The sequence below is a fragment of the Alcanivorax sp. genome (assembly GCF_019431375.1).
Classification (GTDB): domain Bacteria; phylum Pseudomonadota; class Gammaproteobacteria; order Pseudomonadales; family Alcanivoracaceae; genus Alcanivorax; species Alcanivorax jadensis_A.
Genome location: NZ_CP080267.1, coordinates 3,348,939 through 3,374,112, shown reverse-complemented (window position 1 = coordinate 3,374,112; position 25,174 = coordinate 3,348,939). Strand labels below are relative to the sequence as shown.

Annotated in this window: 22 protein-coding genes and 2 tRNA genes; 10 read left to right on the top strand and 14 right to left on the bottom strand. The window is 58.6% G+C overall.

Annotation, left to right across the window (positions count from 1 at the left end; all coding sequences use genetic code 11):
• Positions 1–11 precede the first annotated feature (11 nt).
• From KZ772_RS15785 to KZ772_RS15740, 10 genes are all read left to right on the top strand, one after another.
• A complete protein-coding gene (locus tag KZ772_RS15785; protein WP_290537454.1) occupies positions 12–1,340 on the top strand; it encodes a sigma-54 dependent transcriptional regulator in 1,329 nt (442 codons plus the stop codon).
• Positions 1,341–1,700: 360 nt separating this feature from the next.
• On the top strand, positions 1,701–1,895 hold the full coding sequence (locus tag KZ772_RS15780) for a hypothetical protein (RefSeq protein WP_290537453.1): 195 nt from the start codon (positions 1,701–1,703) through the stop codon (positions 1,893–1,895).
• A 39-nt stretch (positions 1,896–1,934) separates the two neighbouring features.
• On the top strand, positions 1,935–3,290 hold the full coding sequence (gene pcnB / locus KZ772_RS15775; RefSeq protein WP_290537452.1) for a polynucleotide adenylyltransferase PcnB: 1,356 nt from the start codon (positions 1,935–1,937) through the stop codon (positions 3,288–3,290).
• Between the two features lie 101 nt (positions 3,291–3,391).
• A complete protein-coding gene (gene folK / locus KZ772_RS15770; RefSeq protein ID WP_290537451.1) occupies positions 3,392–3,895 on the top strand; it encodes a 2-amino-4-hydroxy-6-hydroxymethyldihydropteridine diphosphokinase in 504 nt (167 codons plus the stop codon).
• Entirely contained in the window at positions 3,879–4,580 is a 702-nt protein-coding gene (locus KZ772_RS15765) for a deoxynucleoside kinase (RefSeq protein WP_290537450.1), read from the top strand. The genes folK and KZ772_RS15765 overlap by 17 nt, the downstream gene beginning before the upstream one ends.
• Before the next feature lie 193 nt (positions 4,581–4,773).
• Positions 4,774–5,562 (top strand): 3-methyl-2-oxobutanoate hydroxymethyltransferase, encoded by a 789-nt coding sequence (gene panB / locus KZ772_RS15760; protein WP_290537449.1) that lies wholly within the window; start codon positions 4,774–4,776, stop codon positions 5,560–5,562.
• Positions 5,563–5,756: 194 nt separating this feature from the next.
• Positions 5,757–6,614, top strand: a complete 858-nt coding sequence (gene panC, locus KZ772_RS15755) for a pantoate--beta-alanine ligase (RefSeq protein ID WP_290537448.1) — start codon at positions 5,757–5,759, stop codon at positions 6,612–6,614.
• An 88-nt stretch (positions 6,615–6,702) separates the two neighbouring features.
• Positions 6,703–7,083 carry an aspartate 1-decarboxylase gene (panD, locus tag KZ772_RS15750; protein ID WP_035248421.1) on the top strand — a complete coding sequence of 127 codons (381 nt, stop codon included), beginning with the start codon at positions 6,703–6,705 and terminating at the stop codon, positions 7,081–7,083.
• 362 nt (positions 7,084–7,445) lie between these two features.
• Positions 7,446–9,383 (top strand): acetate--CoA ligase, encoded by a 1,938-nt coding sequence (gene acs, locus KZ772_RS15745; RefSeq protein ID WP_290537447.1) that lies wholly within the window; start codon positions 7,446–7,448, stop codon positions 9,381–9,383.
• Positions 9,384–9,614: 231 nt separating this feature from the next.
• Positions 9,615–9,926, top strand: a complete 312-nt coding sequence (locus KZ772_RS15740) for a TRL-like family protein (RefSeq protein WP_290537446.1) — start codon at positions 9,615–9,617, stop codon at positions 9,924–9,926.
• An 84-nt stretch (positions 9,927–10,010) separates the two neighbouring features.
• Here the strand turns inward: KZ772_RS15740 and pnp are convergent, their stop codons facing one another.
• From pnp to ftsH, 14 genes are all read right to left on the bottom strand, one after another.
• The gene (pnp, locus tag KZ772_RS15735) at positions 10,011–12,104 is read right to left on the bottom strand and encodes a polyribonucleotide nucleotidyltransferase (protein WP_290537445.1); all 2,094 of its coding nucleotides are present in this window, start codon (positions 12,102–12,104) and stop codon (positions 10,011–10,013) included.
• Between the two features lie 245 nt (positions 12,105–12,349).
• Entirely contained in the window at positions 12,350–12,619 is a 270-nt protein-coding gene (gene rpsO, locus KZ772_RS15730) for a 30S ribosomal protein S15 (RefSeq protein WP_062817070.1), read from the bottom strand.
• A 71-nt stretch (positions 12,620–12,690) separates the two neighbouring features.
• Positions 12,691–13,608 carry a tRNA pseudouridine(55) synthase TruB gene (gene truB, locus KZ772_RS15725; protein ID WP_290537444.1) on the bottom strand — a complete coding sequence of 306 codons (918 nt, stop codon included), beginning with the start codon at positions 13,606–13,608 and terminating at the stop codon, positions 12,691–12,693.
• A 17-nt stretch (positions 13,609–13,625) separates the two neighbouring features.
• Positions 13,626–14,036 (bottom strand): 30S ribosome-binding factor RbfA, encoded by a 411-nt coding sequence (rbfA, locus tag KZ772_RS15720; protein ID WP_290509610.1) that lies wholly within the window; start codon positions 14,034–14,036, stop codon positions 13,626–13,628.
• 19 nt (positions 14,037–14,055) lie between these two features.
• A complete protein-coding gene (gene infB / locus KZ772_RS15715) occupies positions 14,056–16,746 on the bottom strand; it encodes a translation initiation factor IF-2 (protein WP_290537443.1) in 2,691 nt (896 codons plus the stop codon).
• A gap of 218 nt (positions 16,747–16,964) precedes the next feature.
• A complete protein-coding gene (gene nusA / locus KZ772_RS15710; RefSeq protein ID WP_290537442.1) occupies positions 16,965–18,473 on the bottom strand; it encodes a transcription termination factor NusA in 1,509 nt (502 codons plus the stop codon).
• A 39-nt stretch (positions 18,474–18,512) separates the two neighbouring features.
• Complete coding sequence (rimP, locus tag KZ772_RS15705) at positions 18,513–18,968, bottom strand: ribosome maturation factor RimP (protein ID WP_290509607.1); 456 nt, start codon at positions 18,966–18,968, stop codon at positions 18,513–18,515.
• Positions 18,969–19,141: 173 nt separating this feature from the next.
• Positions 19,142–19,218, bottom strand: a tRNA-Met gene (locus KZ772_RS15700).
• A gap of 427 nt (positions 19,219–19,645) precedes the next feature.
• A tRNA-Leu gene (locus KZ772_RS15695) sits at positions 19,646–19,731 on the bottom strand.
• 14 nt (positions 19,732–19,745) lie between these two features.
• Positions 19,746–20,192 (bottom strand): preprotein translocase subunit SecG, encoded by a 447-nt coding sequence (secG, locus tag KZ772_RS15690; RefSeq protein ID WP_290537441.1) that lies wholly within the window; start codon positions 20,190–20,192, stop codon positions 19,746–19,748.
• A gap of 10 nt (positions 20,193–20,202) precedes the next feature.
• Entirely contained in the window at positions 20,203–20,949 is a 747-nt protein-coding gene (gene tpiA, locus KZ772_RS15685; RefSeq protein ID WP_290537440.1) for a triose-phosphate isomerase, read from the bottom strand.
• 42 nt (positions 20,950–20,991) lie between these two features.
• A complete protein-coding gene (gene glmM / locus KZ772_RS15680; RefSeq protein ID WP_290537439.1) occupies positions 20,992–22,326 on the bottom strand; it encodes a phosphoglucosamine mutase in 1,335 nt (444 codons plus the stop codon).
• 17 nt (positions 22,327–22,343) lie between these two features.
• Positions 22,344–23,198 carry a dihydropteroate synthase gene (folP, locus tag KZ772_RS15675; RefSeq protein WP_290537438.1) on the bottom strand — a complete coding sequence of 285 codons (855 nt, stop codon included), beginning with the start codon at positions 23,196–23,198 and terminating at the stop codon, positions 22,344–22,346.
• Positions 23,199–23,210: 12 nt separating this feature from the next.
• Entirely contained in the window at positions 23,211–25,118 is a 1,908-nt protein-coding gene (gene ftsH, locus KZ772_RS15670; RefSeq protein WP_290537437.1) for an ATP-dependent zinc metalloprotease FtsH, read from the bottom strand.
• Positions 25,119–25,174: the final 56 nt, after the last annotated feature.

Sequence of the window (25,174 nt, the reverse complement as noted above, 5' to 3'; positions counted from 1 at the left end):
CCCAGCGATACATGAGCCACATCCTGATTGTTGAAGATGAACCGGTGATTCGCGGCGCCCTGCGCAAACTGCTGGTACGCCACGAACACTCCGTGGCGGAAGCCGACTCCGTGGAGCAAGCCCGGGAGCAGCACCTCAATCAGTTTGATCTCATCATCAGCGACCTGCGCCTCCCCGGCGAGCCAGGCACCGCCCTGATAGACAGTGCCGGCACCACCCCGGTGCTGATCATGACCAGCTATGCCAGCCTGCGTTCCGCGGTGGACGCCATGCGCCAGGGTGCGGTGGACTATATCCCCAAACCGTTCGATCACGATGAAATGCTGCTGGCCGTTGAGCGGGTGCTCAAGGAAGGTCGGCTGAACCGGGGCAATCGCGCCTTGCGCCGGGATATGGAGCGCAGCTACCCGGTACACAACATGATCGGCGACAGTGATGCCATGCAGGAGCTCAAGCATCGCATCCACCGGGTGGGCCCCACCAATACACCGGTCTTGATCATGGGCGAATCCGGTACCGGCAAGGAACTCACCGCCCGGGCCCTGCACGAACAAAGTGAACGGGCCGGCGGCCCGCTGATCTCGGTGCAGTGCGCCGCCCTGCCGAAAAACCTGCAGCTGACAGAACTGTTCGGCGATGAAGACAGCGCCGGGCGTATCGAGGAAGCCGATGGTGGCACCCTGTTTCTCGACGAAGTGGGCGAGCTGAACAGCGATGTGCAGAGCCGTCTGCTGACCCTGCTCACCCACCACGAAATCCACCGCCAAGGCTCCCTGTCGCCGCGCAAGGTGGACGTGCGCATTCTTGCCAGCAGCCAGCTGGATTTACCCGGGCGAGTGGCAGAGGGGCATTTCCGCCAGGACCTGTACTACCGGCTCAATGTCATGGAGCTGACCCTGCCTCCCCTGCGCGACCGTCAGGACGATCTACAGAGTCTGGCCAACGCCTTGCTTGCCCGCGGCTGCGAGAAGCTCAACCGCCACGACCTCTATTTCACCGATGCCGCCAGGCAGGCCATGGTCGGCTATAGCTGGCCCGGCAATGTGCGCGAACTGGAAAACGTGATTGAGCGAGCCATTATTCTCACTGAGGAGGACGGCATCGGCCCATCACAGCTGGGCCTGAATCCCAACCGCACCCCCCAGCGGGTAAGCCGCGCCAGCCTGGACCCCAGCGAAGATCTGTCCCTGGAGGATTATTTCACCCGCTTCGTGATGGAAAACCAGGACAGCATGACCGAGACCGAACTGGCCCAGAAGCTGGGTATCAGCCGAAAAAGCCTGTGGGAGCGACGCCAACGCTTGGGGATTCCCCGCAAAAAAGCCGGTGGTCGTCGCTAGCGCACCATCTGTCTGGGCAGCATGACCGACCAGGCCGCTTTTGGTCCGGACTATGTAAAAATCTTTTGTGCATGGACAAAGGAAAGCAGAACGCACTCCTCGCCAAATGACCGCAGACGGGAACAAGTGTTACCACGCTACACAGACAGGTAACACCAAGGTTACAAATTCCGGCAAGTTATTTACACTTATTTTAAGTATTGCTCGCAACCCTTTGTTTTTTAAGCGTTTCACTCTTTGTTGCATTGCCCCGGTGGGACGGGCACTATGAATCCCACGCCAGCTAACAAAAAAAACACCGGCGTACAGGCTCAACAATAACAACAAGAAAGAAGAAGAATAATTTCACGAGCCGATGCAATGCTGCTGCAACTGATGATTGCAGCGACAAGGCAGAAAACAACACAAACAATAATAACAACAGAATCAGCGCAAAATATGGGAGTCACAACTTCGGTTGTGGCTCCTTTTTACTTTCTGGGCCACGCCCAAGTCGGCCAGTATCTCAATAGACGAGAAAAAGTGCTACTATCGCCGCTTTATTGCACACCTTGAGGCTAATACTGACGCATGCCCTGCAAGTTCCTGGAACGTATGACTGGCTGGTTTAAGAAGGGTTCCCTAAAAAACCGCAGAACGTTCGAACCGCGAGTCATTCCCCGCGACCAACATCCCATTTCTCGCAAACAGGTGTCCCGCGCCGCGCTGGATGTGCTTTATGGCCTACACAAAGCCGGCTTTGAAGCCTATCTGGTCGGTGGTTGCCTGCGGGATATTCTCTGTGGTCGCGAGCCCAAGGATTTCGACGTTTCCACCAATGCCACGCCAGAGCAGGTCAACCGCCTGTTCAAGCGAAGCCGCATTATTGGTCGCCGCTTCCAGATCGTGCACGTGCGATTTGGCCGCGAGGTCATCGAAGTCTCTACCTTTCGCGCCATGAATCGTGAAGACAACCCGGACCGGGACCAACACCACGCCCACGAAGAAACCGGCCTGGTATTGCGCGACAACACCTGGGGCAGTATCGAGGAAGACGCCCTGCGCCGGGATTTCACCATCAACGCGCTGTACTACAACATTGCCGACTTCACGCTGCATGACTTTGTGGGCAGCCTGGATGATATCGACAAGCAGGTCATCCACCTGATTGGCGACCCGGAAACCCGCTTCCGCGAAGACCCGGTGCGCATGCTGCGCGCCGCCCGCTTTGCCGCCAAACTGGGCTTCCATATCGACCCGGCCACCGGCGATCCGATTCCCGACCTGGCGGAATTGCTGCTGCAAGTGCCGGCCGCGCGCCTGTTTGATGAAGTGCTCAAGCTGTTTCTCAGCGGCCATGCCCGGGATTCTTATGAACAGTTGCAGGCCCTGGGCTTGTTCCGCTTCCTGTTCCCGGAGACACAGCAGGCTCTGGAGGGCGAAAAAGGCGCCATCTGGGAGGCCATGCTGCTGGCCGCCATGGACAATACCGACAAGCGTCTGACCGACAACAAGCCGGTCACCCCCGCCTTTATCTATGCGGTTCTGCTGTGGCCGGTGATCCAGCAACGCATGGGCCACTATCTGGCCAGCGGCCTACCGCCGGCACAGGCCCTGCACAAGAGCGCCACCCGCGCGCTCAACCAGCAGATCAAGCACACTGCCATCCCGCGCCGCTTTTCCACGGTGATGCGCGAAATGTGGGAACTACAGCTGCGCCTGGATAAACGCGCCGGCAAGCGTGCCGACGCCATGATGGAACACCCCCGTTTCCGCGCCGCCTATGATTTTCTGTTGCTGCGCGAGCAAGCGGAAGAGATCGAGTCCGGGCTGGGCGACTGGTGGACCCGCTACCAGGAACAGGATGAACAGGGCCGCCGGCAGATGATCAGCCAACTGGGCAACCAGCCCGGCAGCGGCGGCAACAAGCGCCGTCGCCGCCGGCGCAAGAAACCGGCAACCGACAACTAAACGCTTTTTTCCACAGAGGGCACAGAGATAAGGCGTTTTCCCGGCGCTCTCAGTGCCCTCTGTGGTAAAACTGGCCTTTTCGCAGAACCATAGGCGTATTGATGCAGGCACTGATCGGCCTTGGCAGCAATCTGGACCACCCCGCGCAACGGCTGATCTCGGCCCTGCGGGCGCTGCAACGCCTGCCCGGCCTGACCCTGCGCCATCACTCCCGACTTTATGCCAGCGCCCCCGTCGGCCCTCAGGACCAGCCAGACTACGTTAATGCCGTGGCCGCCGTGGACACCACCCTTTCCCCCCACGCACTGCTCCATACCCTGCAAGCCCTGGAACTGGCGGCGGGTCGACAACGGCTACGTCACTGGGGCGAACGCACTCTGGATCTGGATATCCTGCTGCTCGATAACCGTGTCATCGACAGTGATGATTTACGGGTCCCCCACCCGCAGATGACCCGGCGGGCCTTTGTACTGGAACCGCTACTGGAAATTTGCCCCCATGCCCTCTTGCCGGATGGCACCGCACTGAGTAGTTTTCTCGGTCAGGTAGCCGAACAACCGATTTCACCGTTGGCAGAGCTGGATCGCGATGCACTCATCGAATGAGAAAACGTTAACCGAACGAATTGAACAACGACGCCAGGCCCGCACATTGCCGCGGTTTATCGCCGTAGAAGGCCCCATTGGTGCCGGCAAGACCAGTCTGGCGAAGCGTCTCGCCATGACATTCGGCTACGATCTGTTGCTGGAACAGGCCAGTGAAAACCCCTTTCTCACCCGCTTTTATCAAGACCCAGCCCGTTATGCCCTGCAAACCGAGCTGTTTTTCCTGTTTCAACGTGCCGACCAGCTCCGCCAGATCCAGCAACAGGATCTGTTCGCCGGCCCTCGTATCGCCGACTTTCTAATCGACAAGAACCGGCTGTTTGCCCAGGTCACCCTGGACGAGGATGAATTCGAGCTATACCGCAACGTGGATGACCATCTGACACTGGACGCACCACAACCGGATCTGGTGATTTATCTGCAGGCGCCCTCTCAGGTGCTGCGCCAGCGTATCGGTCGTCGCGGCAATGATTTCGAGCAGGGCATCCAGAGCGATTACCTGGACCGACTCAGCAATGCCTACACGGAATTCTTTCATTTCTACGACCGGGCACCGCTGCTGATCGTCAATGCAGCGGAAATCGATCTGGTCAACCACGACCGGGACTACCAGCAACTGGTGAGCGAGTTGCTGGACATCCGTTCCGGGCGCCACTATTTTAACCCCCGGCCGCTGGTCGGCTGAAAACTAGCTACGAGCTTCAAGCCCCAAGCTTCAAGCTACAACGCGACATGGCCCTGTGCGCTCTGAAAGCCAGGAAGCCGCGACCAAGTCGGTGCGCGGGCACAAATGCTCCAAAACCTGACAGCCTTGACCGTGTTGTAGCTTGAAGCTTGTAGCTCGAATCTCGCCCCTGAATTTCCCCGGGAGACCTCCCATGTCAGTAACCATCCGCACCCTGCAAAAACGCAAACAGGACGGTGAGAAGTTTTCCGTGCTCACCGCCTACGATGCCTGTTTTTCCCGGCTGATCTCGGAAGCCGGCGTAGAGGCCATTCTGGTGGGTGACTCCCTGGGGAACGTGATCCAGGGGCAGACCAGCACCGTGCCGGTGACCCTGGAACAAATGGCCTACCACACCGAATGCGTGGCCAGGGGCAACCAGGGCAGCCTGATTATTGCCGACGTGCCCTTCATGGGCGCCGCCACCGTTGAGCGTGCACTGGAGACCTCCACCGCGCTGATGCAGGCCGGCGCCAATATGGTCAAGCTGGAAGGCAGCGCCTGGCTGGCAGACAGTATCGAGATTCTCAATCGAAATGGTATCCCGGTCTGCGCTCATCTGGGCCTCACCCCCCAGGCAGTCAATGCGCTGGGCGGCTACCGGGTCCAGGGCAAGGATGATGCCGGCGCCAGTGAATTGCTTGAAGCAGCCAAAGCGCTGGATGCGGCCGGCGCCGCCATGCTGCTGCTGGAATGCGTACCCCGGGAACTCAGTGCCCGTATTACCCGGGAAGTGAGCGTGCCGGTTATCGGCATCGGCGCGGCCCCGGAGTGCGACGCCCAGGTGCTGGTAATGCACGACATGCTCGGCATCAGCCCCGGCAAACCGGCCCGCTTCGTGAAAGACTTCATGGCGGAAACCGGCGACATCCGCGCTGCTTTCAAGGCCTATGACCAGGCGGTAAAAGACGGTAGCTTTCCTGCCGAAGAACACTGCTTTTGAGTTGCAAGTTACAAGTTTCAAGTTGCAAAGCGCGGGTTGATGGCTGAGCGACACGACAACGCCCAGCCGCGCGACAACGGTTTTTCAGATGGCGGCGCGGCTCCAGCGTGTTTCGATTGGCAATACCCCCCCGTTCGCGCCTTGAAACTTTCAACTTGTCACTTGAAACTTGGCCTCCAACCCGAGGATTCCCGATGCAAACCGTCCATACCGTCTCCCAGGTCCGAGAATACGTACGTGGCTGGCACCAGAAAGGCCATTCCGTCGGTTTCGTGCCCACCATGGGCAACCTCCATGACGGCCATATCAGCCTGATCAAGGAAGCGAGAGCCCGTTGCGATGTGGTGGTGGTGTCCATTTTCGTCAACCCTACCCAGTTCGGCCCCAACGAGGATTTCGATCGCTACCCGCGCACTCTGGACGCGGATGCCGCCGCCCTGGTGGATGCGGGCACCGACCTGCTCTTCGCCCCCTCCGTGGATGAGATGTATCCGTTGGGCCAGAACCAGACCTGGGTGGATGTTGATGGCCTTGGCGACCATTTGTGCGGTGCCAGCCGGGAAGGCCACTTCCGTGGCGTCACCACAGTGGTGTCCAAACTGTTTAACATCGTCCAGCCGGATGTGGCCGTGTTCGGCGAAAAGGACTTCCAGCAGCTAGCCATCCTCCGCCGCATGAGCGAGGAGCTGCTGTTCCCGATCAAGATCGTTGGCGCCCCTACCAGCCGTGAGGATGACGGCCTGGCGCGCAGTTCACGCAACGGTTTTTTGACTGAAAGTGAGCGCACACTTGCGCCCCGGCTCTATCAGGCACTGCAACAGCTAAAAACGGATATTGAAGGCGGAGAGCAGAACTATCGTGACCTGGAAAGCCGCTACCGGGACAGCCTCAACCAGGCCGGTTTCCAGGTCGACTACCTGACCGTGGCCAACGCCCGCAGTCTGGCCCCCGCCAGTGCTGATGACTCCGATCTGGTGGTCGCTGTAGCCGCCAAACTGGGCAATACACGATTGATAGACAATGTCAGTCTGGCCGTTGTGCGTGACCGGTGATTCATGCATACTTCCGGCCCCTTGAAGCGCCTGCTTGGTAGTAACACCGTGTATCCGCAGGCTTCGGGTAGCGCAAGAGGTAACCAAGATGCAGTGCACCATGCTGAAAGCAAAACTCCATCAGGCTCGAGTGACCCACGCGGAGCTTGAGTACGAAGGGTCCTGTGCCATTGACGGTGACCTGATGGACATGGCGGGTATCCTGGAATACGAACAGATCCAGATCTATAACATCGATAACGGTGAGCGCTTTGAAACCTACGCCATTCGTGGCGAAGCCGGTTCCAAGATCATCTCCGTCAACGGTGCCGCTGCGCATAAAGCCCAGCCTGGTCACCGGGTGATTATCTGCGCCTACGCCAGCTATTCCAGCGCCGAACTGGTCAACTTCAAGCCCAGCCTGATCTATATGGCCGAAGGCAACGAAGTCAAAGGCACCAGCAACGCGATTCCGGTACAGGTTGCCTGATACCGAAATCCGAAAAGGAATTCCTGAAACGCCGGCTTTTGCCGGCGTTTTTTTATCCGCTCTGCGGCTAGCCCTATCGCTTGCAGGCCAGCTTTCACAGCCGCACCACTCCACCCATTCGCGTCCATCTGTCCATCAATAACCACAAACCTTATCCGCGCAACTATTCACTGTTAACTATTCACTATTAACTACCTCCTCCCTTGGCCATTCACCAACACATTGTTTACTCTTGATACCAACAAAACCGTTTCCCCTTCGACCATGGTTGAATAGCCAACCGGGGAGCGTCACACAATAATGAAGGGAAAGCCGGGAGCCCCACGGGCGCTCCCTACTGGCAGTATCCCAAGGAGGCCCCGATGTCCAAGACCCACATTCATCCTGTTCCCGCAGACTTCAAAGCCCAGACCCTGATGGACCGCGATACCTACGAAAAATGGTACGCGCAATCCATCAATGACCCGGACAATTTCTGGGCCGACCGGGCCCGGGAATTCCTGGACTGGAAAACCCCCTGGGACACCGTCAGCGACTGGGATTTCAATGAAGGCCGTGCCGCCTGGTTCCAGGGCGCGACCCTGAATGCCTGTTACAACTGTGTGGACCGCCACCTGCCCGAACGCGCCAACCAGACCGCCATTATCTGGGAAGGCGACGAGCCGGATCAGGACAAACACATTTCCTATCAGCAGCTGTTCGAGGAAGTCAGCAAGTTCGGCAATGTGCTAAAAAGCCGTGGCGTGAAGAAAGGCGATCGCGTGGTCATCTATATGCCGATGATCCCGGAGGCTGCCTACGCCATGCTGGCCTGCGCCCGTGTTGGCGCCATTCACTCCGTGGTGTTTGGTGGCTTCTCGCCGGAGGCCCTGAAAGACCGTATTCAGGATGCCGGCGCCTGTGCTGTGATCACCGCCGATGAAGGCGTACGCGGCGGCAAGACCGTGCCCCTGAAAGTGAATGCGGACAAGGCCATGGCCGGTATCGAGAGCGTGCACACCTGCCTGACGGTCAAACGCACCGGCGGCAATGTGGACTGGCAGGCCGATCGGGATGTCTGGTACCACGAGGCCATGGCGCAAGCGTCCAGCGACTGTGAACCGGAATGGGTCGACGCGGAAGACCCGCTGTTCACCCTCTACACCTCCGGCTCCACCGGTAAGCCAAAGGGCGTGGTACACACCACCGCTGGCTATCTGCTCAACACCGCACTTACCCATAAATACGTGTTCGACTACCACGAGGGTGACATCTACTGGTGCACCGCCGACGTGGGCTGGATCACCGGGCACAGCTACATTGTCTATGGACCACTGGCCAACGGCGCCACCACCCTGATGTTCGAGGGCGTGCCCACCTACCCGGATGCCTCTCGCTGCTGGCAGGTGGTAGACAAGCACAAGGTCAACATCTTCTACACTGCCCCCACCGCCATCCGTGCCCTCATGGGCCTGGGCGACGCGCCGGTCACCAAAACCTCACGGGCCAGCCTGAAGCTACTGGGCACCGTGGGCGAACCGATCAACCCGGAAGCCTGGGAGTGGTATTACAAGGTGGTGGGCGAGTCCCGCTGCCCCATCGTCGATACCTGGTGGCAGACCGAAACCGGCGCCATCATGATCGCGCCGCTGCCGGGTGCTGTGGATTTGAAAGCCGGCTCTGCCACCCTCCCCATGTTCGGCGTACAGCCAGTACTCATGGACCCGGACGGCAACGAACTGGAGGGTGCCACCTCTGGCAACCTGGCCATCAAGGCCAGCTGGCCCAGTCAGATCCGTACCGTCTATGGCGACCACCAACGGCTGATTGATACCTATTTCAGCGCCTACAAGGGCTACTACTTCACCGGTGACGGCGCCCGGCGCGACGAGGATGGCTACTACTGGATCACTGGTCGGGTGGACGACGTCCTCAACGTCTCCGGCCACCGCCTGGGCACCGCCGAGATCGAATCCGCCCTGGTACTGCACCCGAGCATTTCCGAAGCGGCCGTGGTGGGCTACCAGCACGACGTGAAGGGCCAGGGTATCTATGCCTATGTGTCCCTCATGGCTGGCAAGGAAGGCAGTGACGAGCTGGTGCAGGAACTGCGCGACATGGTGACACAGGAAATCGGCCCCATCGCCAAGCCAGATCTGATCCATTTCGCCCCCGGTCTGCCCAAGACCCGCTCCGGCAAGATCATGCGACGCATCCTGCGCAAGATCGCCGCCAACGAGCTGGACAGCCTGGGCGACACCTCCACCTTGGCCGATCCGGCGGTGGTGGATCAGCTGATCGACACCCGGCTGAATCAGTAAGCACAACCCAGCTTCATCGCAAGCAACAACAAAAAGGCAGCCATGTGGCTGCCTTTTTGTTGTGGATCGGCAGACACGCTACCTGCCCCAGTCACACCTACCCTCCGCATTTCTCTCACAGTCTCAATAGTCAACTTCTTACATATATCAGATCGCCTGACCGACAGACATTTTTCTGTCATAAGGCATCCTTGCGCACGAAAACAACATGTTGAAAACCAAGGAGAAAATATGAAGAAGCTGTTTGCGCTTGCCGCCGTTTCCGGCAGTCTGTTCCTGACCGGCTGTCAGACCCCCTACTCCCCCGGCCTGATCTACAGTGACATGGCCGCCCCGGTTGACGTGCGTGACAACGCTGTTGCCTGCACCAAGGAAGGCAGCGCCACCATGAAAAACTATCTGGGCTTCCTGGCCACTGGCGACGCCTCCACCGCCAAGGCCAAGCAGAACGCCGGGATCGCTCGCGTTGGCACCGTGGATGTGCATTTCACCAACATCCTCGGCCTGTACGGCGAAACCACCACCACCGTATGCGGTGACTAAGTCTGCCCTTGCCGGCAACCCCGGCATGCAGACACAAAAAAAGGCCGGCAAATGCCGGCCTTTTCTATGGAGCGAAGAAAGGGTTTAGTCTTCCTTGGCTTCCTTCATGGACAGCTTGATACGGCCACGCTGGTCCACGTCGAGCACCTTCACCTTGATCAGGTCGCCCTCGTTAACGTAGTCAGACACCTTCTCCACCCGCTCTTCAGCGATCTGGGAAATGTGCAGCAGACCTTCGGTACCGGGCATGATCGCCACGAAAGCACCGAAATCCACCACCTTGGTGACCTTGCCTTCGTAGATGGCACCCACTTCCGCTTCGGCGGTGATTTCTTCCACACGACGCACGGCTTCTTCCGCCTTCTCGCGGGTTTCGCCGTAGATCTTCACGCTGCCATCGTCTTCCAGATCGATGGTACAACCGGTTTCGTCGGTCAGCGCACGGATGGTGGCGCCGCCTTTACCGATCACGTCACGGATCTTGTCCGGGTTGATCTTCAGAGTCAGCAGGGTCGGCGCGTTGTCAGACACCTGGGTACGGGACTCGCCAATCGCCTTGGCCATCTCACCGAGAATGTGGATACGGCCAGCATTGGCCTGCTCCAGGGCCTTCTCCATGATCTCTTCGGTGATGCCTTCGATCTTGATGTCCATCTGCAGGGCGGTCACACCACGGGCGGTACCGGCCACCTTGAAGTCCATGTCGCCCAGATGATCTTCGTCACCGAGGATATCGGACAGTACCGCGAAGCGGCCGTCTTCTTCCTTCACCAGGCCCATGGCAATACCGGCCACCGGCGCGGTCAGGGGCACACCGGCATCCATCAGCGCCATGGAGGTGCCGCACACGGACGCCATGGAGGAGGAACCGTTGGATTCAGTGATCTCGGACACCACACGGATGGAGTACGGGAAATCTTTTTCGTTAGGCACCACCGCTTCCACACCGCGACGGGCCAGACGGCCGTGACCGATCTCGCGACGCTTGGGAGAGCCGATCATGCCGGTTTCACCCACACAGTAGGGAGGGAAGTTGTACTGCAGCATGAAGTGATCCTGACGGGACCCTTCGAGCGCATCGATGAACTGGGCATCGCGCATGCCGCCCAGGGTGGCGGTGACGATAGCCTGGGTTTCACCACGGGTGAACAGCGCAGAACCGTGGGTTTTTGCCAGCACACCCACTTCACATTCGATGGCACGGACCGCATCCAGGGCACGACCGTCAATACGGGGTTTCCCGGACACTACCGCTTCACGAACCACGGATTTCTCGACCTTGCCAAACAGCTCTTTCACTTCGCCGGCTTCCGGGGCACCTTCTTCACCGGTAGCAAAGGCCTCTACGCAGGCATCACGCAGCTCGCCCACTTTGGCGTAGCGGGCCATCTTTTCGGTGATGGTGTAGGCTTCGGCCAGGGCACCTTCGAATTTTTCCTTGATGGCGTTTTTCAGCTCGGTGTTCTCGGCAGGTGCCTGCCAGTCCCACTTCGGGGTGCCCACTTCAGCGGCAAATTCCTTGATGCCCTGGATCACCGGCTGCATTTCCATGTGACCAAACAGGACAGCACCCAGCATCTGGTCTTCGGACAGCTCCTTGGCTTCGGATTCCACCATCAATACGGCAGGCTCGGTGCCGGCAACCACCAGGTCCAGCGCCGATTCTTCCAGTTCACTGCGGCTGGGGTTGAGGATGTACATGCCATCCTTGAAGCCCACGCGGGCGGCGCCGATAGGGCCACCGAAAGGAATACCGGAAATGGACAGGGCGGCGGAGGTGCCGATCAGGGCGGCGATATCGGGATCCTGGTCCTTGTCGGCAGACATCACCGTGGCCACTACCTGTACTTCATTCATAAAGCCGTTGGGGAACAGCGGACGGATCGGACGGTCGATCAGGCGGCAGGTGAGGGTTTCTTTCTCGCTGGGACGACCTTCACGCTTGAAAAAGCCACCGGGAATACGGCCGGCTGCGTAGGTCTTTTCCTGGTAATTCACGGTCAGGGGGAAGAAATTCTTGCTGGGATCCGCTTCTTTCTTGCCTACCACGGTAACCAGCACTTCGGTGGCACCGATACGTACCATGACAGCGGCGGTAGCCTGGCGGGCAATCTGCCCGGTTTCCAGGATTACCGTGTCACGGCCGAACTGAATCTGTTTAGTGATTTTATTGAACATATCTCGTCTCTTCTCTCTTCACGACAATCTTCGAGGCCCATGCCTCTGATAACAATTCATCTTTTGCCCGGGCATCATAGCCCGCCAGGGCGCCTGGCCCAACCGTAAATTAGCGTGGCGACAGGCCCGGGACCGTATAGCGACGGCACCCGGGGCACTATTTCCAACCGCATTTTCACAGGCCAGAAACAACAGAAGCCCGGCGGCTGCCGAGCTTCTGTTGGTGTTACCCGATCCGTACCGCCTTAGCGACGCAGACCCAGCTTCTCGATCAGCTGCAGGTAACGGGTGCGGTCTTTCTTGGCCAGGTAGTCCAGCAGCTTACGACGCTGGTTTACCATGCGGATCAGGCCGCGACGGCTGTGGTGATCCTTCTTGTGACCCTTGAAGTGATCCTGCAGGCCGTTGATGTTGGCGCTCAGCAGAGCAATCTGCACTTCCGGGGACCCGGTATCGCCTTCTTTCTGGCCGTGCTCTTTCAGGATTTCCGCTTTCTGTTCAGTGGTTAACGCCATGGTATTTCTCCAATATGCTCAATAAAAAGACGCGGTCAGCCATGCATATTTATAGCTGCCGTCGTTTGGGCTCAGCCCGATACCAGTCGACGGGGCGCAATCCGCCCATCTTCCAGCACTTCACCGACACCCAGAAATTCCTCACTGGATGCCTGGTAAATACTTACCCAACCGTCCGCAGGACGGTCCGAGCTCATTACTGGCTGACCTTGCTGCAGGTAGTAGGCAGCGTTGTCACCCAGTTCAATGCGCGGCCAGTCTGCCACGCTGGTGGATAAAGGCAAGAGCAGCTCGTCGATTGCCTCAAAGCCACCGGCTTCCTTGATCTTGCCCAGTTGTTCCAGGGTCAGCATGCGCTCCGCCGGATAGGGCCCGGCAGACAAGCGGCGCAGGGCGGTTACATGACCGCCACAGCCCAGTTTCTCGCCGGTATCTTCCACCAGCGAGCGTACATAGGTGCCCTTGGAGCAATCCACCTCAAATTCCAGCTCATCACCGTCGATGCGCAGGATGCGGATATCGTAAATCGTCACCGGGCGCGGTTTGCGCTCCACGGTCTTGCCTTCGCGAGCCAGCTTGTAGAGCGGCACACCCTCATATTTGATGGCCGAGTACATGCTCGGTACCTGCTCGATATCCCCCATAAAGGACATCAACGCCTCTTCGATCTGCGCCGGGCTGGCGGTCACTGCCGTGGTGCTGACCACATCACCGTCCGCATCACCGGTTTCCGTGATCACGCCCAGCTTGGCGGTGACACGGTAGCTCTTGTCCGATTCCAGCAGGAACTGGCTGAACTTGGTGGCCTCGCCAAAACAGATCGGCAACATGCCGGTGGCCAGCGGATCCAGGCTGCCGGTGTGGCCGGCCTTGGCCGCCGCAAACATTTTCTTGGCCATCTGCAGGGCACCATTACTACTGACGCCACTGACTTTATCCAACAACAGGATGCCGTTGACGTTACGGCCACGGGGACGACGTTTTGCCACCTGACAGCTCCGCTACACTAATCGTTTTCGGTTTCGTCGTTGTCCGGACGCAATTCCCGGTCTTCGGCACGGGCATCATCAATCAGCTGTGAAAGATGCGCCGCCCGTTCCGGGGTCATGTCGTAATGGAAACGCAATTTGGGGGTGGTGCGGGTGTTGAGGCTCTGAGCCAGGCTGCTGCGCAGGAAGCCACTGGCTTTCACCAGCACTTCCTCCGCCTCGGCGCCCTCTTCCTCGCCCTTGCCCAGCAGCGTGAAATACACGTCGGCAAAGGACAGATCCCGGGACACCGTTACATCCTGAATGGTGGCCAGGTTTACCCGCGGGTCTTTCATTTCAAATTGCAGTAACCGCGACAGCTCGCGCTGTATCTGATCGGCAATCCGATCGGTGCGATTAAAGCCCTGCGGGCGACGATGACGGCTCATGGCTAACGGGGCACGCTCCTTACAGGAAGCGCGCCACCTCCTTCACTTCAAAGACTTCGATCTTGTCGCCGGCTTTCACGTCGTTGTAGCTCTTCACGGCGATACCACACTCCATACCGTTGCGCACTTCCTGGACATCGTCCTTGAAGCGACGCAGCGATTCGAGCTCGCCTTCGAAGACCACCACATCGTCGCGGAGTACGCGGATCGGGCGATTGCGGTACAGCGTGCCCTCGATAACCATACAACCGGCCACGGCACCGAACTTGGAAGAACGGAACACGTCGCGAACCTGGGCGGTACCGAGAATCTCTTCGCGCTTCTCCGGCGCCAGCAGACCACTCATGGCCGACTTGACGTCGTCGATCAGTTCGTAGATCACGCTGTAGTAGCGCAAATCCAGACCTTCCTGCTCGCACAGTTTCTTGGCCTTGGAATCAGCACGAACGTTAAAGCCCAGCAGTACGCCTTCACTGGTCATGGCCAGGTTAACGTCGGATTCGTTGATCGCACCCACGCCGGCAGACACCAGGTTCACCTTCACTTCGTCGGTACCCAGATCATGCAAGGCGCCGGTGAGCGCTTCCAGGGACCCACGCACATCGGTCTTGAGGACGATGTTGACGGTCTTGGTTTCTTCGCTGCCCATGTTGGCAAACAGGTTTTCCAGCTTGGAGGCCTGCTGGCGCTTGAGCTTCAGGTCACGATCACGCTCCTGACGGAATTCAGCCACTTCACGGGCCTTCTTCTCGTCGGGCACGACCTGCACCTGCTCACCGGCTTCCGGCGCACCATCCAGACCCAGCACTTCCACCGGAATGGAAGGCCCGGCAGCAGTGATGGGCTTGCCGTTCTCGTCAGCCATGGCTCGTACGCGGCCAAAGTGAGCGCCCGCCAGCAGCATGTCACCGATATTCAGCTGACCCGCCTGAACCAGGATGGAGGCAACAGTACCGCGACCTTTTTCGATGCGCGATTCAATTACCACACCGGTAGCAGAACCCGTGGTCGGAGCTTTCAGTTCCAGCAGTTCGGACTGCAGCAGGATCGCATCAAGCAGGTCATCCACACCCTGACCAGAGTGCGCAGAAACGTTGATGAACTGGTATTCGCCGCCCCACTCTTCCGGGATCACGTCTTTGGTAGCCAGCTCGTTGCGCACCCGATCCGGGTCCGCCTGCTCTTTATCAATCTTGTTCACGGCGATGATGATCGGCACACCGGACGCCTTGGCATGGTCAATCGCCTCAGCAGTTTGCGGCATCACACCATCGTCTGCGGCAACCACGATCACCACGATATCGGTAGCCTTGGCACCACGGGCGCGCATGGCCGTAAAGGCGGCGTGGCCAGGAGTATCCAGGAAGGTGATCATGCCCTTCTCGTGCTCTACATGGTAGGCACCGATATGCTGGGTGATACCACCAGCCTCACCGTCGGCCACCTTGGCCTTGCGGATGTAATCCAGCAGAGAGGTCTTGCCGTGGTCCACGTGACCCATGATGGTGACCACGGGGGCGCGGTCGCCCAGATCCCCATCATCACGGGTAACCATGTCGGCCAGATGATCCTCGAGGACCTCTTCCTGCCCTTTGCTGGCAACGGCCTTGTGGCCCATTTCTTCTACCAGCAGGAACGCGGTTTCCTGATCAATAAACTGATTGACCGTCGCCATTTCACCCATCTTCATCATGGCCTTGATCAATTCCTTGGCCTTGATGTTCATGCGCTGGGCCAGATCGCCCAGGGTAATGGTTTCCGGTACTTCGACTTCGTAGATTTTCTTCTCCGTCGGGGTTTTAAAGCCGTGCTGCTTGTTCATGGAGCTCTTCATCTGGCCGTGAGCAACGCCGGCTGATTTCGGCTTGCGACGACGACGACGAGATTGACGCTCTTCACGCTGATAGCTGGCTTCCTGCGCGGCAACGACAATGGAAGACCCTTTGTCTTCCTCTTCGTCAGGCTTTTTCTCTTCCTGATCGCCACGTTTTTCCAGCTCAGCAGCAATGCGCGCCGCTTCTTCAGCGGTACGACGGGCAGCTTCCTCTTCCGCTTTCTTGCGGGCTTCGGCTTCCTGTTTGCGCTTGGCTTCATCGGCTTCACGCTGCTTGCGTTCGGCTTCTTCGCGCTTGGCTTTTTCTTCCGCAGTTTCTGTCTTGGCAGGCTTTTTGGCGGCTGCCGTCTTGGGCACAGAGACGCGCTTGCTCTTCTCTTCCGCAGCCTTTTCACCTGCAGCCTTGCGCTCCGCTTCCGCGCGGGCCTTGGCTTCTTCCTCTTTCTTGCTGGCCGCTTCTTCCTCGGCCTGACGCTTGGCGGCTTCTTCTGCCTGGCGCTTCTCTTCTTCCGCCAGACGCGCTGCCTCTTCGGCCGCTTTGCGCTCGGCTTCCTCGCGTTCCTGCTCCTCAAGAGCTTCGCGCTTCACGTAGGTGCGCTTCTTGCGCACTTCCACGTTGACGGTCTTGGATTTGCCCGCCGCACCGGTGGTCTTGATGGTGCTGGTGGATTTGCGCTTGAGGGTAATCTTCTTGGCTTCGGTATCCGCGGCACCATGGGACTTGCGCAGATGAGCCAGAAGCTGCTGCTTCTGCTCATCGGAGACCACTTCGCTGGCATCGCCATGGGGTAGCCCGGCGTCTTTCATCTGCGAAAGCAGCTTCTCGACGGGGGTCCCTACGATGTCGGCCAGTTTCTTTACGGTCGTTTCTGCCATGTCAGCAACACTCTCCTGTCCGTCTCTAGCAGGCTATTGAAAATAGCCTGGGCCATTGCCCTCGGGGCGAATGACCGCACTGCCCGGCACATTCCGGTCAGCGCATTGTGTGCTTATCTTTGCGGACCGTACCGCGAAGATAGCTTGAAAAGCACCTTATGGCCTTTTCAACACCCTGCTGTTGGTGCCCGCGTCTAATCCGCCAGGATCAAAGGCCGTTACGCCCCGGCTTCGTCTTCACCTGCGAACCAGGGAGCCCGGGCTGTCATGATCAACTCGGCAGCACGCTCTTCGCTCATGCCACTGATTTCCATCAGATCATCCACTGCCTGCTCGGCCAGATCTTCCATGGTGGGGATACCGCGGGATGCCAGCTCCACAGCCAGGTCACGGTCCATCCCTTCCATGTTGAGAAGGTCTTCAGCCGGCTCGGCCAGCTCGAATTTCTCTTCGGATACCAGGGCCTTGGTCAGCAGGACATCCTTGGCGCGCTGGCGCAGGGCATCGACGATATCTTCATCGAACCCATCGATAGCGAGCATCTCTTCTTCAGGCACATAGGCCACTTCTTCCAGGGTGGTAAAACCTTCGTCCACCAGAATGCCGGCCACGTCCTCATCCACGTCCAGTTCCTTCATGAACGTTTCCAGAGCCTGGGCGGCTTCCTCTTCCTGCTTGTTCTGGGCATCGTCAAGGGTCATGACGTTGAGTTCCCAGCCAGTCAGCTCAGAAGCCAAACGGATATTCTGACCGCTGCGGCCAATGGCCTGGGCCAGGGCGGACTCGTCTTCCACCGCAATATCCATGGAGTGGCTTTCTTCATCCATGACGATGGAGGCCACTTCCGCCGGCTGCATGGCATTAATCACCAGTTGCGCCGGATTGTCGTCCCACAGGACGATATCAATACGTTCGCCGGCCAGCTCGTTGGAGACGGCCTGCACACGAGCACCGCGCATTCCCACACAGGCACCCACCGGGTCGATGCGCTGATCGTTGCTTTTCACGGCAATCTTGGCGCGGGAGCCGGGGTCACGGGCGGCACCCTTGATTTCGATCAGCTCTTCACCAATTTCCGGCACTTCGATTTTGAACAGCTCGACCAGCATTTCCGGGCAGGCACGGCTGGCAAACAGCTGCGGACCACGGTTTTCTTCGTTGACACCCATCAAGTAGGCACGAATGCGATCGTTCTGACGAACCGCCTCACGAGGAATCATATGCTCACGGGTAATCAACGCTTCTGCGTTGCCACCCAGATCCAGCACAATGGAATCCCGGCTGGCTTTCTTTACGGTGCCGCTGATTAGCTCACCAATGCGATCACGATATTCTTCGATGATCTGGCGACGCTCTGCTTCGCGCACCTTCTGCACGATAACCTGCTTGGCTGTCTGGGCACCAATACGACCGAAGGCTTCGGATTCGATTTCCTCTTCCCAGGTGTCGCCAATCTGCAGAGACGCATCCTGCTCATGGGCTTCATCCAGAGTCAGCTGCTTGCCGAATTCATAAAGCTCTTCATCGGGCACCACGTGCCATACGCGGAAGGTGCGAGAATCGCCGGATACCCGGTCAATATCCACGCGGATTTCCACGTCTTCTTCCTTAAAGCGTTTCTTGGTAGCGGCCGCCAGAGCCAACTCGATGGCCTCGAAAATCACGTCACGACTGACGCCTTTTTCGTTTGATACGGTTTCCGCTACCAGCAGGATCTCTTTGTTCATGGCCAGGCCTTTACAAAGACAAAGTTCTTCAGGGCGTGCTCAGTCGAAGCGAGGCTGCAACCGGGCACGATCTACCTGACTGTAAGGAATACGCAGGGTGTCGCCATCAAGCTCCACCACCAGCGTTTCGCCATCCACGGCCACAATGGCCGCCGTCATTTTACGCTTGCCAGATACCGGCGCCAGCAACTTCAGCTGAACGTCTTCACCGATATAGTCGGCATATTGCGCAATATCAAACATGGGTCGATCCATGCCCGGCGAGGACACCTCAAGGTTGTATTCGCCAGGTATCGGATCTTCCACATCCAGCACGCCGCTGATTTCGTGACTCACCGCCGCGCAGTTGTCTACTGTAATACCGTCTTCATGGTCGATATAGACACGCAAAACGGCCCCGCGCCCCTGGATATGTTCAATACCCCAAAGCACGAAGCCCAAGTCTTCAACGACCGGAGCCAGAAGCTCCGTCAATTGTTCTACGCGTTTCGACATGTCCTTTCCGACAGTACAAACAAAAAATGGGCTTGGGGACATTACAGCGACTGCAAGGAAGCCATGCAATCGACCGCACATCCACCGCCCATTCCACTGCTGCGGATAACAAAAGGCCCCTGCTAGAGGGGCCTTTTGTCCGCTTTGAACCAGCCGAAGCTGGTTCCTCTAAGTGGTAGCGGGGGCAGGATTTGAACCTACGACCTTCGGGTTATGAGCCCGACGAGCTACCAGACTGCTCCACCCCGCAATAAACCGTTGAACCTTTAGCGCCCCTCGGCACTCGATCTGTATTCTGGTGAGTACAGATCTTTTCGGTTCTGGCTGATTGAATCCTGCTAATCCAAGCGTTCAACCCGCCTCAAATATCGAGCGCAAATAGTACTTAGAGGCGCTCACCCTGTCAAGGCAGATGCGAAAAAAACATTTATTTTTCGCTGCCTTAGCACAACAAGAAGCGATCGCCTCGCTGCACCCGTAAACGCCGCAGCGCTTACTCTATCGGAACGCATATCTGCCGCCTGTCGCCGCACACATCGCCCCGAGGGCTGGCACAAAAACCATCACTTCATGCCATACTGCGATGACAAAACATTTTCATCGCACCCGATCGGCAATTAGTCGCACTGCCAGGATCGGTTTGAGCCGAGATCCACCCACGGATCTCTTTTCCAAATTGGTGCCGAAGGCCGGACTTGAACCGGCACGAGCGAAGCTCACTACCCCCTCAAGATAGCGTGTCTACCAATTCCACCACTTCGGCAAAGAACGCTTTGATCACTGTTCCGACTGAGGCACTTCAGTCGGGGCCGGGGATTCTACCCCAGCTTGCGGCACATCTGAAACCTCTTTTTGCGCCTGCGCATCATCCGATGCCACTGGCACTTCAGACATGGTAGCCGGCACCTCGGAATCCGCCGGAGCAGCCGGCACATCCTCTTCCTGCTGCTCAAGGGTTTCCAGTTCCGGCAGGTAGCTGCGCACACCCTCAGCTTCCTGGCGAGCCATCCAGGCCAGGCCCATGCTGGTGACGAAGAACACCACCGCCAGCAACGCTGTGGCACGAGTCAGGAAGTTGGCCGACCCGGCACTGCCAAATACAGTCTGGGAGCCACCGCCACCAAAAGAGGCACCGGCGTCGGCACCTTTACCGTGCTGAATCAGCACCAGCCCGATCAGGCCAAGGGCCGCCAGCACGTGCACTACATGAACAACAATATCCATAATGACTCTATTATTCCGCCGCCTGACAGATAGCTATAAAACTGTCGGCTGTTAACGATGCCCCGCCTATCAGACCCCCATCGATGTCTGACTGGGCAAACAGAAGGGCGGCATTATCCGCCTTTACACTGCCGCCGTAAAGCAAGCACAGCGATTCAGCGATATCCGGATCGTTTTTCGCCAATGAGGCGCGCAGTGAGGCGTGCACCTCCTGGGCCTGCTCCGGGCTGGCCGTTCTACCGGTACCGATGGCCCACACAGGCTCGTAGGCCACCACGGCGCTGCCGAAAGCGGCAATACCTACCGCATCCACTACTGCCTGCAACTGCCCGCAAACCACGGCTTCGGTATTACCGGCCTCACGCTCTTCCAGGGTTTCGCCCACACAGAGGATCGGCACAAGACCGGCAGCCTGGGCACGGGAAAACTTGTCGGCGATCACCGCGTCGGTTTCTCCGTACAACGCACGACGCTCGGAATGGCCAACAATCACATGGCCACAGCCTACCTCGGCAAGCATGGGTGCAGACACTTCACCGGTGAAGGCGCCATCTTCCTGGTCACTCAGGTTCTGACCTCCCACCCCAATGGCTGCCGGCATCACAGATCTGGCCGCAGCCAGGTAAGGGTAAGGCGGACAGATCACCACCTTCGCCACGCCATTGTAGCCAGCCAGGGCCTCTGCCATTTCGGCAAGCAGCCCCTGGCGCCCGTTCATTTTCCAGTTACCGGCAACCAGCGGTGTTCTTGATGTCATCTGTTATTCCTTGGATATAAAAATGCCGGAGGCCCAGCGTTATCATGCAATCGCCTTTTCCACCACATCCGCCAGATCGCGGCACAGGGCGGCCACCTGATCCGGATCTTTGCCCTCGATCATCACTCGCACCAGCGGCTCGGTACCAGAGGGGCGCAGCAGAATTCGGCCATTACCGCCGAGCTTTTGTTCCACCTCTGCCATGGCGGCCTTCACTTCAGCCTTTTCCATAAAGCCATCACGGTTCGGACCACGCACATTGATCATGGTCTGGGGCATCAGCACCACATCTGCCACCGCCTCCGCCAGGCTCTGGTCACGGCGGGACAGTGCCGCCAGCACCTGCAGGGCAGAAACCGTACCATCGCCGGTGGAAGTACAATCCAGACAAACCAGATGGCCGGAGGATTCACCACCGATCAACCAGCCACGCTGGTCAAGCTGTTCCATCACGTAACGGTCACCCACCTTGGCGCGCACGAACTCGATATCCAGCGCCTGCAGCGCCAACTCAAGACCAAAGTTGGACATCAGGGTGCCAACCACGCCGGGCAGATCTGCACCGCTCTCCTTGCGGTCCCGGGCCACTACAAACAGCAACTGATCGCCATCAACCAACTTGCCTGTGTGGTCAACCATGATCAGCCGGTCTGCGTCGCCATCCAGAGCCACACCCAGGTCGGCTTTTTCGTCCAGCACCCGCTGCTGCAGCTGCTCCGGATGGGTGGAGCCACAATCACGGTTGATATTGAAACCGTCCGGGGTATTGGCCATGGCCACCACCTCGGCGCCTAGCTCCTCGAACACATCCGGAGCAATGTGGTATGCCGCACCATTGGCAGTGTCGACCACGATCTTCATTCCACTCAGATTCAGACCCGGCACGGTACTCTTGCAGAATTCGATATAACGACCACGGGCATCATCAATCCGACGCACCTTACCAATCTGATCAGTCGCCACCACCGACATGTCTTCATCCAGCAGACGCTCGATCTCAAGCTCAATCTCATCATTGAGCTTGCGCCCATCCGCCCCAAAGAACTTGATGCCATTGTCGGTATAGGCATTGTGGGATGCAGAAATAACAATGCCGGCCTGTGCCGACAGGGTGCGGGTCAGGTAGGCGATGCCCGGGGTCGGCAAGGGGCCAAGCAGACGCACATCGACGCCCGCAGCAGAAATGCCGGCCTCCAGCGCTGACTCGAACATGTACCCGGAAATGCGGGTGTCCTTGCCAATCAGGATTTTGCTGCCACCGTGTGCCGCCAGCACCTTGCCGGCCGCCCAGCCCAGCTTGAGCACGAAATCCGGGGTAATAGGGAACTGCCCTACCGTGCCTCGCACGCCATCCGTCCCGAAATACTTACGCGCCATGACTACTCCTTGTGCGATTAGATTATGCGATCACTGTCGCCTGATTGCCTGACGGCGTGGGCGAAGCGCACCACATCCACGGTTTCCTGCACATCATGGGCACGGACAATCATGGCCCCGCGCTCAATACAGATGACAGCCGCGGCCAGACTGGCCGGCAATCGCTCATTCACTTCCCGGCCCAGCAGTTTACCAAACAGGGACTTGCGCGAAACGCCGATCAGGATTGGCAACGCCAGCGCCTGCAGCGCGGCCATCTCATTCATCAGGGTAAGATTGTGCGTCACGGTCTTGGCAAAGCCAAAACCCGGATCGATCAGGAGCCGCTCCCGGGGAATGCCAGCCTGCTCACAGGCGGCGATGCGCTGACGCAGAAAATCGACCACCTCGGCAGTGACATCCTGATAACGGGGATCATCCTGCATGTTGCCGGGCTCGCCAAGCATGTGCATCAGACACACTGGCAATCCGCTGGCCGCGGCCGCCTCCAGCGCGCCGGGGCGGCGCAGGGCGCGCACATCATTGATCATGCCCGCGCCAACAGCGGCAGCATCACGGATCACCGCCGCTGTGCTGGTATCCACGGACACCAGGGCGCCGAGCTCGCCAGCCAGGGCCTCGACCACCGGCACCACCCTATCCAGTTCCTGCTGTTCGGACACCGGCGCAGCACCGGGGCGGGTGGACTCCCCCCCCACATCAATAATGGCTGCGCCGTCCGCCAGCATTCGCTCAGCCTGACGCAGGGCAGCATCCCGCTCGGTAAAGCGCCCACCATCAGAAAAGGAATCCGGGGTTACGTTCAGTATCCCCATAACGACAGGCGCGGACAGGTCTAGTGTCCGCGCCCCACAGGTCAGCGTTTCAATCATGGATCAGAGGAATCAATGGGTATTGGCAGGTCCACCGATGGCATCGTCGCCCGGCTCCTTGTCACCGCTGGCGGCGGTGCCATTACCCGGCCCCTGATCACGCCAGTCTTTCGGCGGGCGCGGCTTGTGACCGGTCATGATGTCCTCAATCTGGTTGGCATCGATGGTTTCGTACTGCATCAACGCTTCCGCCATCAGATCCAGCTTGTCGCGGTTGTCTTCAAGAATTTGCTTGGCACGGCCGTAACAGCTGTCGATGATCGCCCGCACTTCGCGGTCAATTTCTTCGGCGGTCTGCTCGGACATGTGCTTGCGCTGGGACATCTGTTTACCCAGGAAGACCTCACCCTCTTCTTCCTCGTAGGCCAGCGGGCCCAGCTTCTCGCTCAGGCCCCACTTGGTGACCATGGCACGGGCCAGCTTGGTGGCACGCTCAATATCATTGGACGCCCCGGTGGTAACGCCATCAAATCCCAGCGTCATCTCCTCCGCCAGACGCCCGCCATAGAGCGAACAGATGGAGGATTCCAACCCACGCTTTGACTGGGAGTATCGATCTTCTTCCGGCAGGTACATGGTCACACCCAGGGCACGGCCACGGGGAATGATGCTTACCTTGTAGACCGGATCATGCTCAGGCACCAAACGGCCAACAATGGCGTGACCCGCCTCGTGATAAGCCGTATTCAGCTTCTCTTTCTCGCTCATCACCATGGAACGACGTTCCGCGCCCATCAGGATCTTGTCCTTGGCTTTCTCGAACTCTTCCATGGAAACCATGCGCTTGTTGGCTCGGGCCGCGAACAGGGCAGCCTCATTGACCAGGTTCGCCAGGTCAGCGCCGGAGAAACCCGGCGTACCGCGGGCAATCACACCGGGATCCACATCTTCAGAGATCGGCACCTGACGCATATGCACCTTGAGCACATGCTCCCGACCACGGATATCCGGCAATGGAACGGTCACCTGACGGTCAAAACGGCCCGGGCGCAACAGCGCCGGATCCAGCACGTCAGGACGGTTGGTCGCGGCGATAACGATGATGCCCTCATTCCCGTCAAAGCCATCCATTTCCACAAGCAACTGGTTGAGAGTCTGCTCACGCTCGTCGTGGCCACCGCCGACCCCGGCACCCCGGGAGCGGCCCACCGCATCAATCTCGTCAATGAAGATGATGCAGGGAGAATGTTTCTTGGCCTGCTCGAACATGTCACGCACACGGCTGGCGCCCACACCCACGAACATTTCCACAAAGTCGGAACCGGAAATGCTGAAGAACGGCACCTTGGCTTCGCCGGCAATGGCCTTGGCCAGCAGAGTCTTACCGGTACCCGGCGAGCCCACCATCAGTACGCCGCGGGGAATCTTGCCACCCAGGCGCTGGAATTTGGCCGGGTCACGCAGGAACTCGACAAGCTCCTGGACCTCTTCTTTGGCTTCTTCCACGCCCGCCACATCAGCAAAAGTGGTCTTGATCTGGTCTTCTCCGAGCAACTTGGCTTTGGATTTACCGAACGTCATGGGGCCACCGCCCCCTTTACCACCGCCCTGCATCTGACGCATGAAGAAGATAAAGATGGCGAGAATAATCAGGATCGGCAGTACTGACAGGAACAACTGCATCAGGAAGCCCTGACGCTCCGGCTCCACACCCACCACATTCACCTTGTTCTGGATCAGCGTGGGCATCAGGTTGGTATCCAGTGTCGGCGGTTTCACCGTCTTGAACTGGCTGCCATCCTTGTAGGTGCCGGTAATCGCGCTTTCGCCGATCTTGGCTTCCTGCACGTCACCACTCTCTACCCGCGAGATAAAGTCCGAGTAGGGAATACTGGTTGTTGCAGGCTGGGTGCTGATGCTGGATGCCACCACGTAAAGTACGCCGGCAATTACCAGCCACAGCACAATATTCTTGGTCATGTCGTTCAAGGGAGACCTCGATCAATTCCGGGCGCTTCACGCGCACAATAACGAAC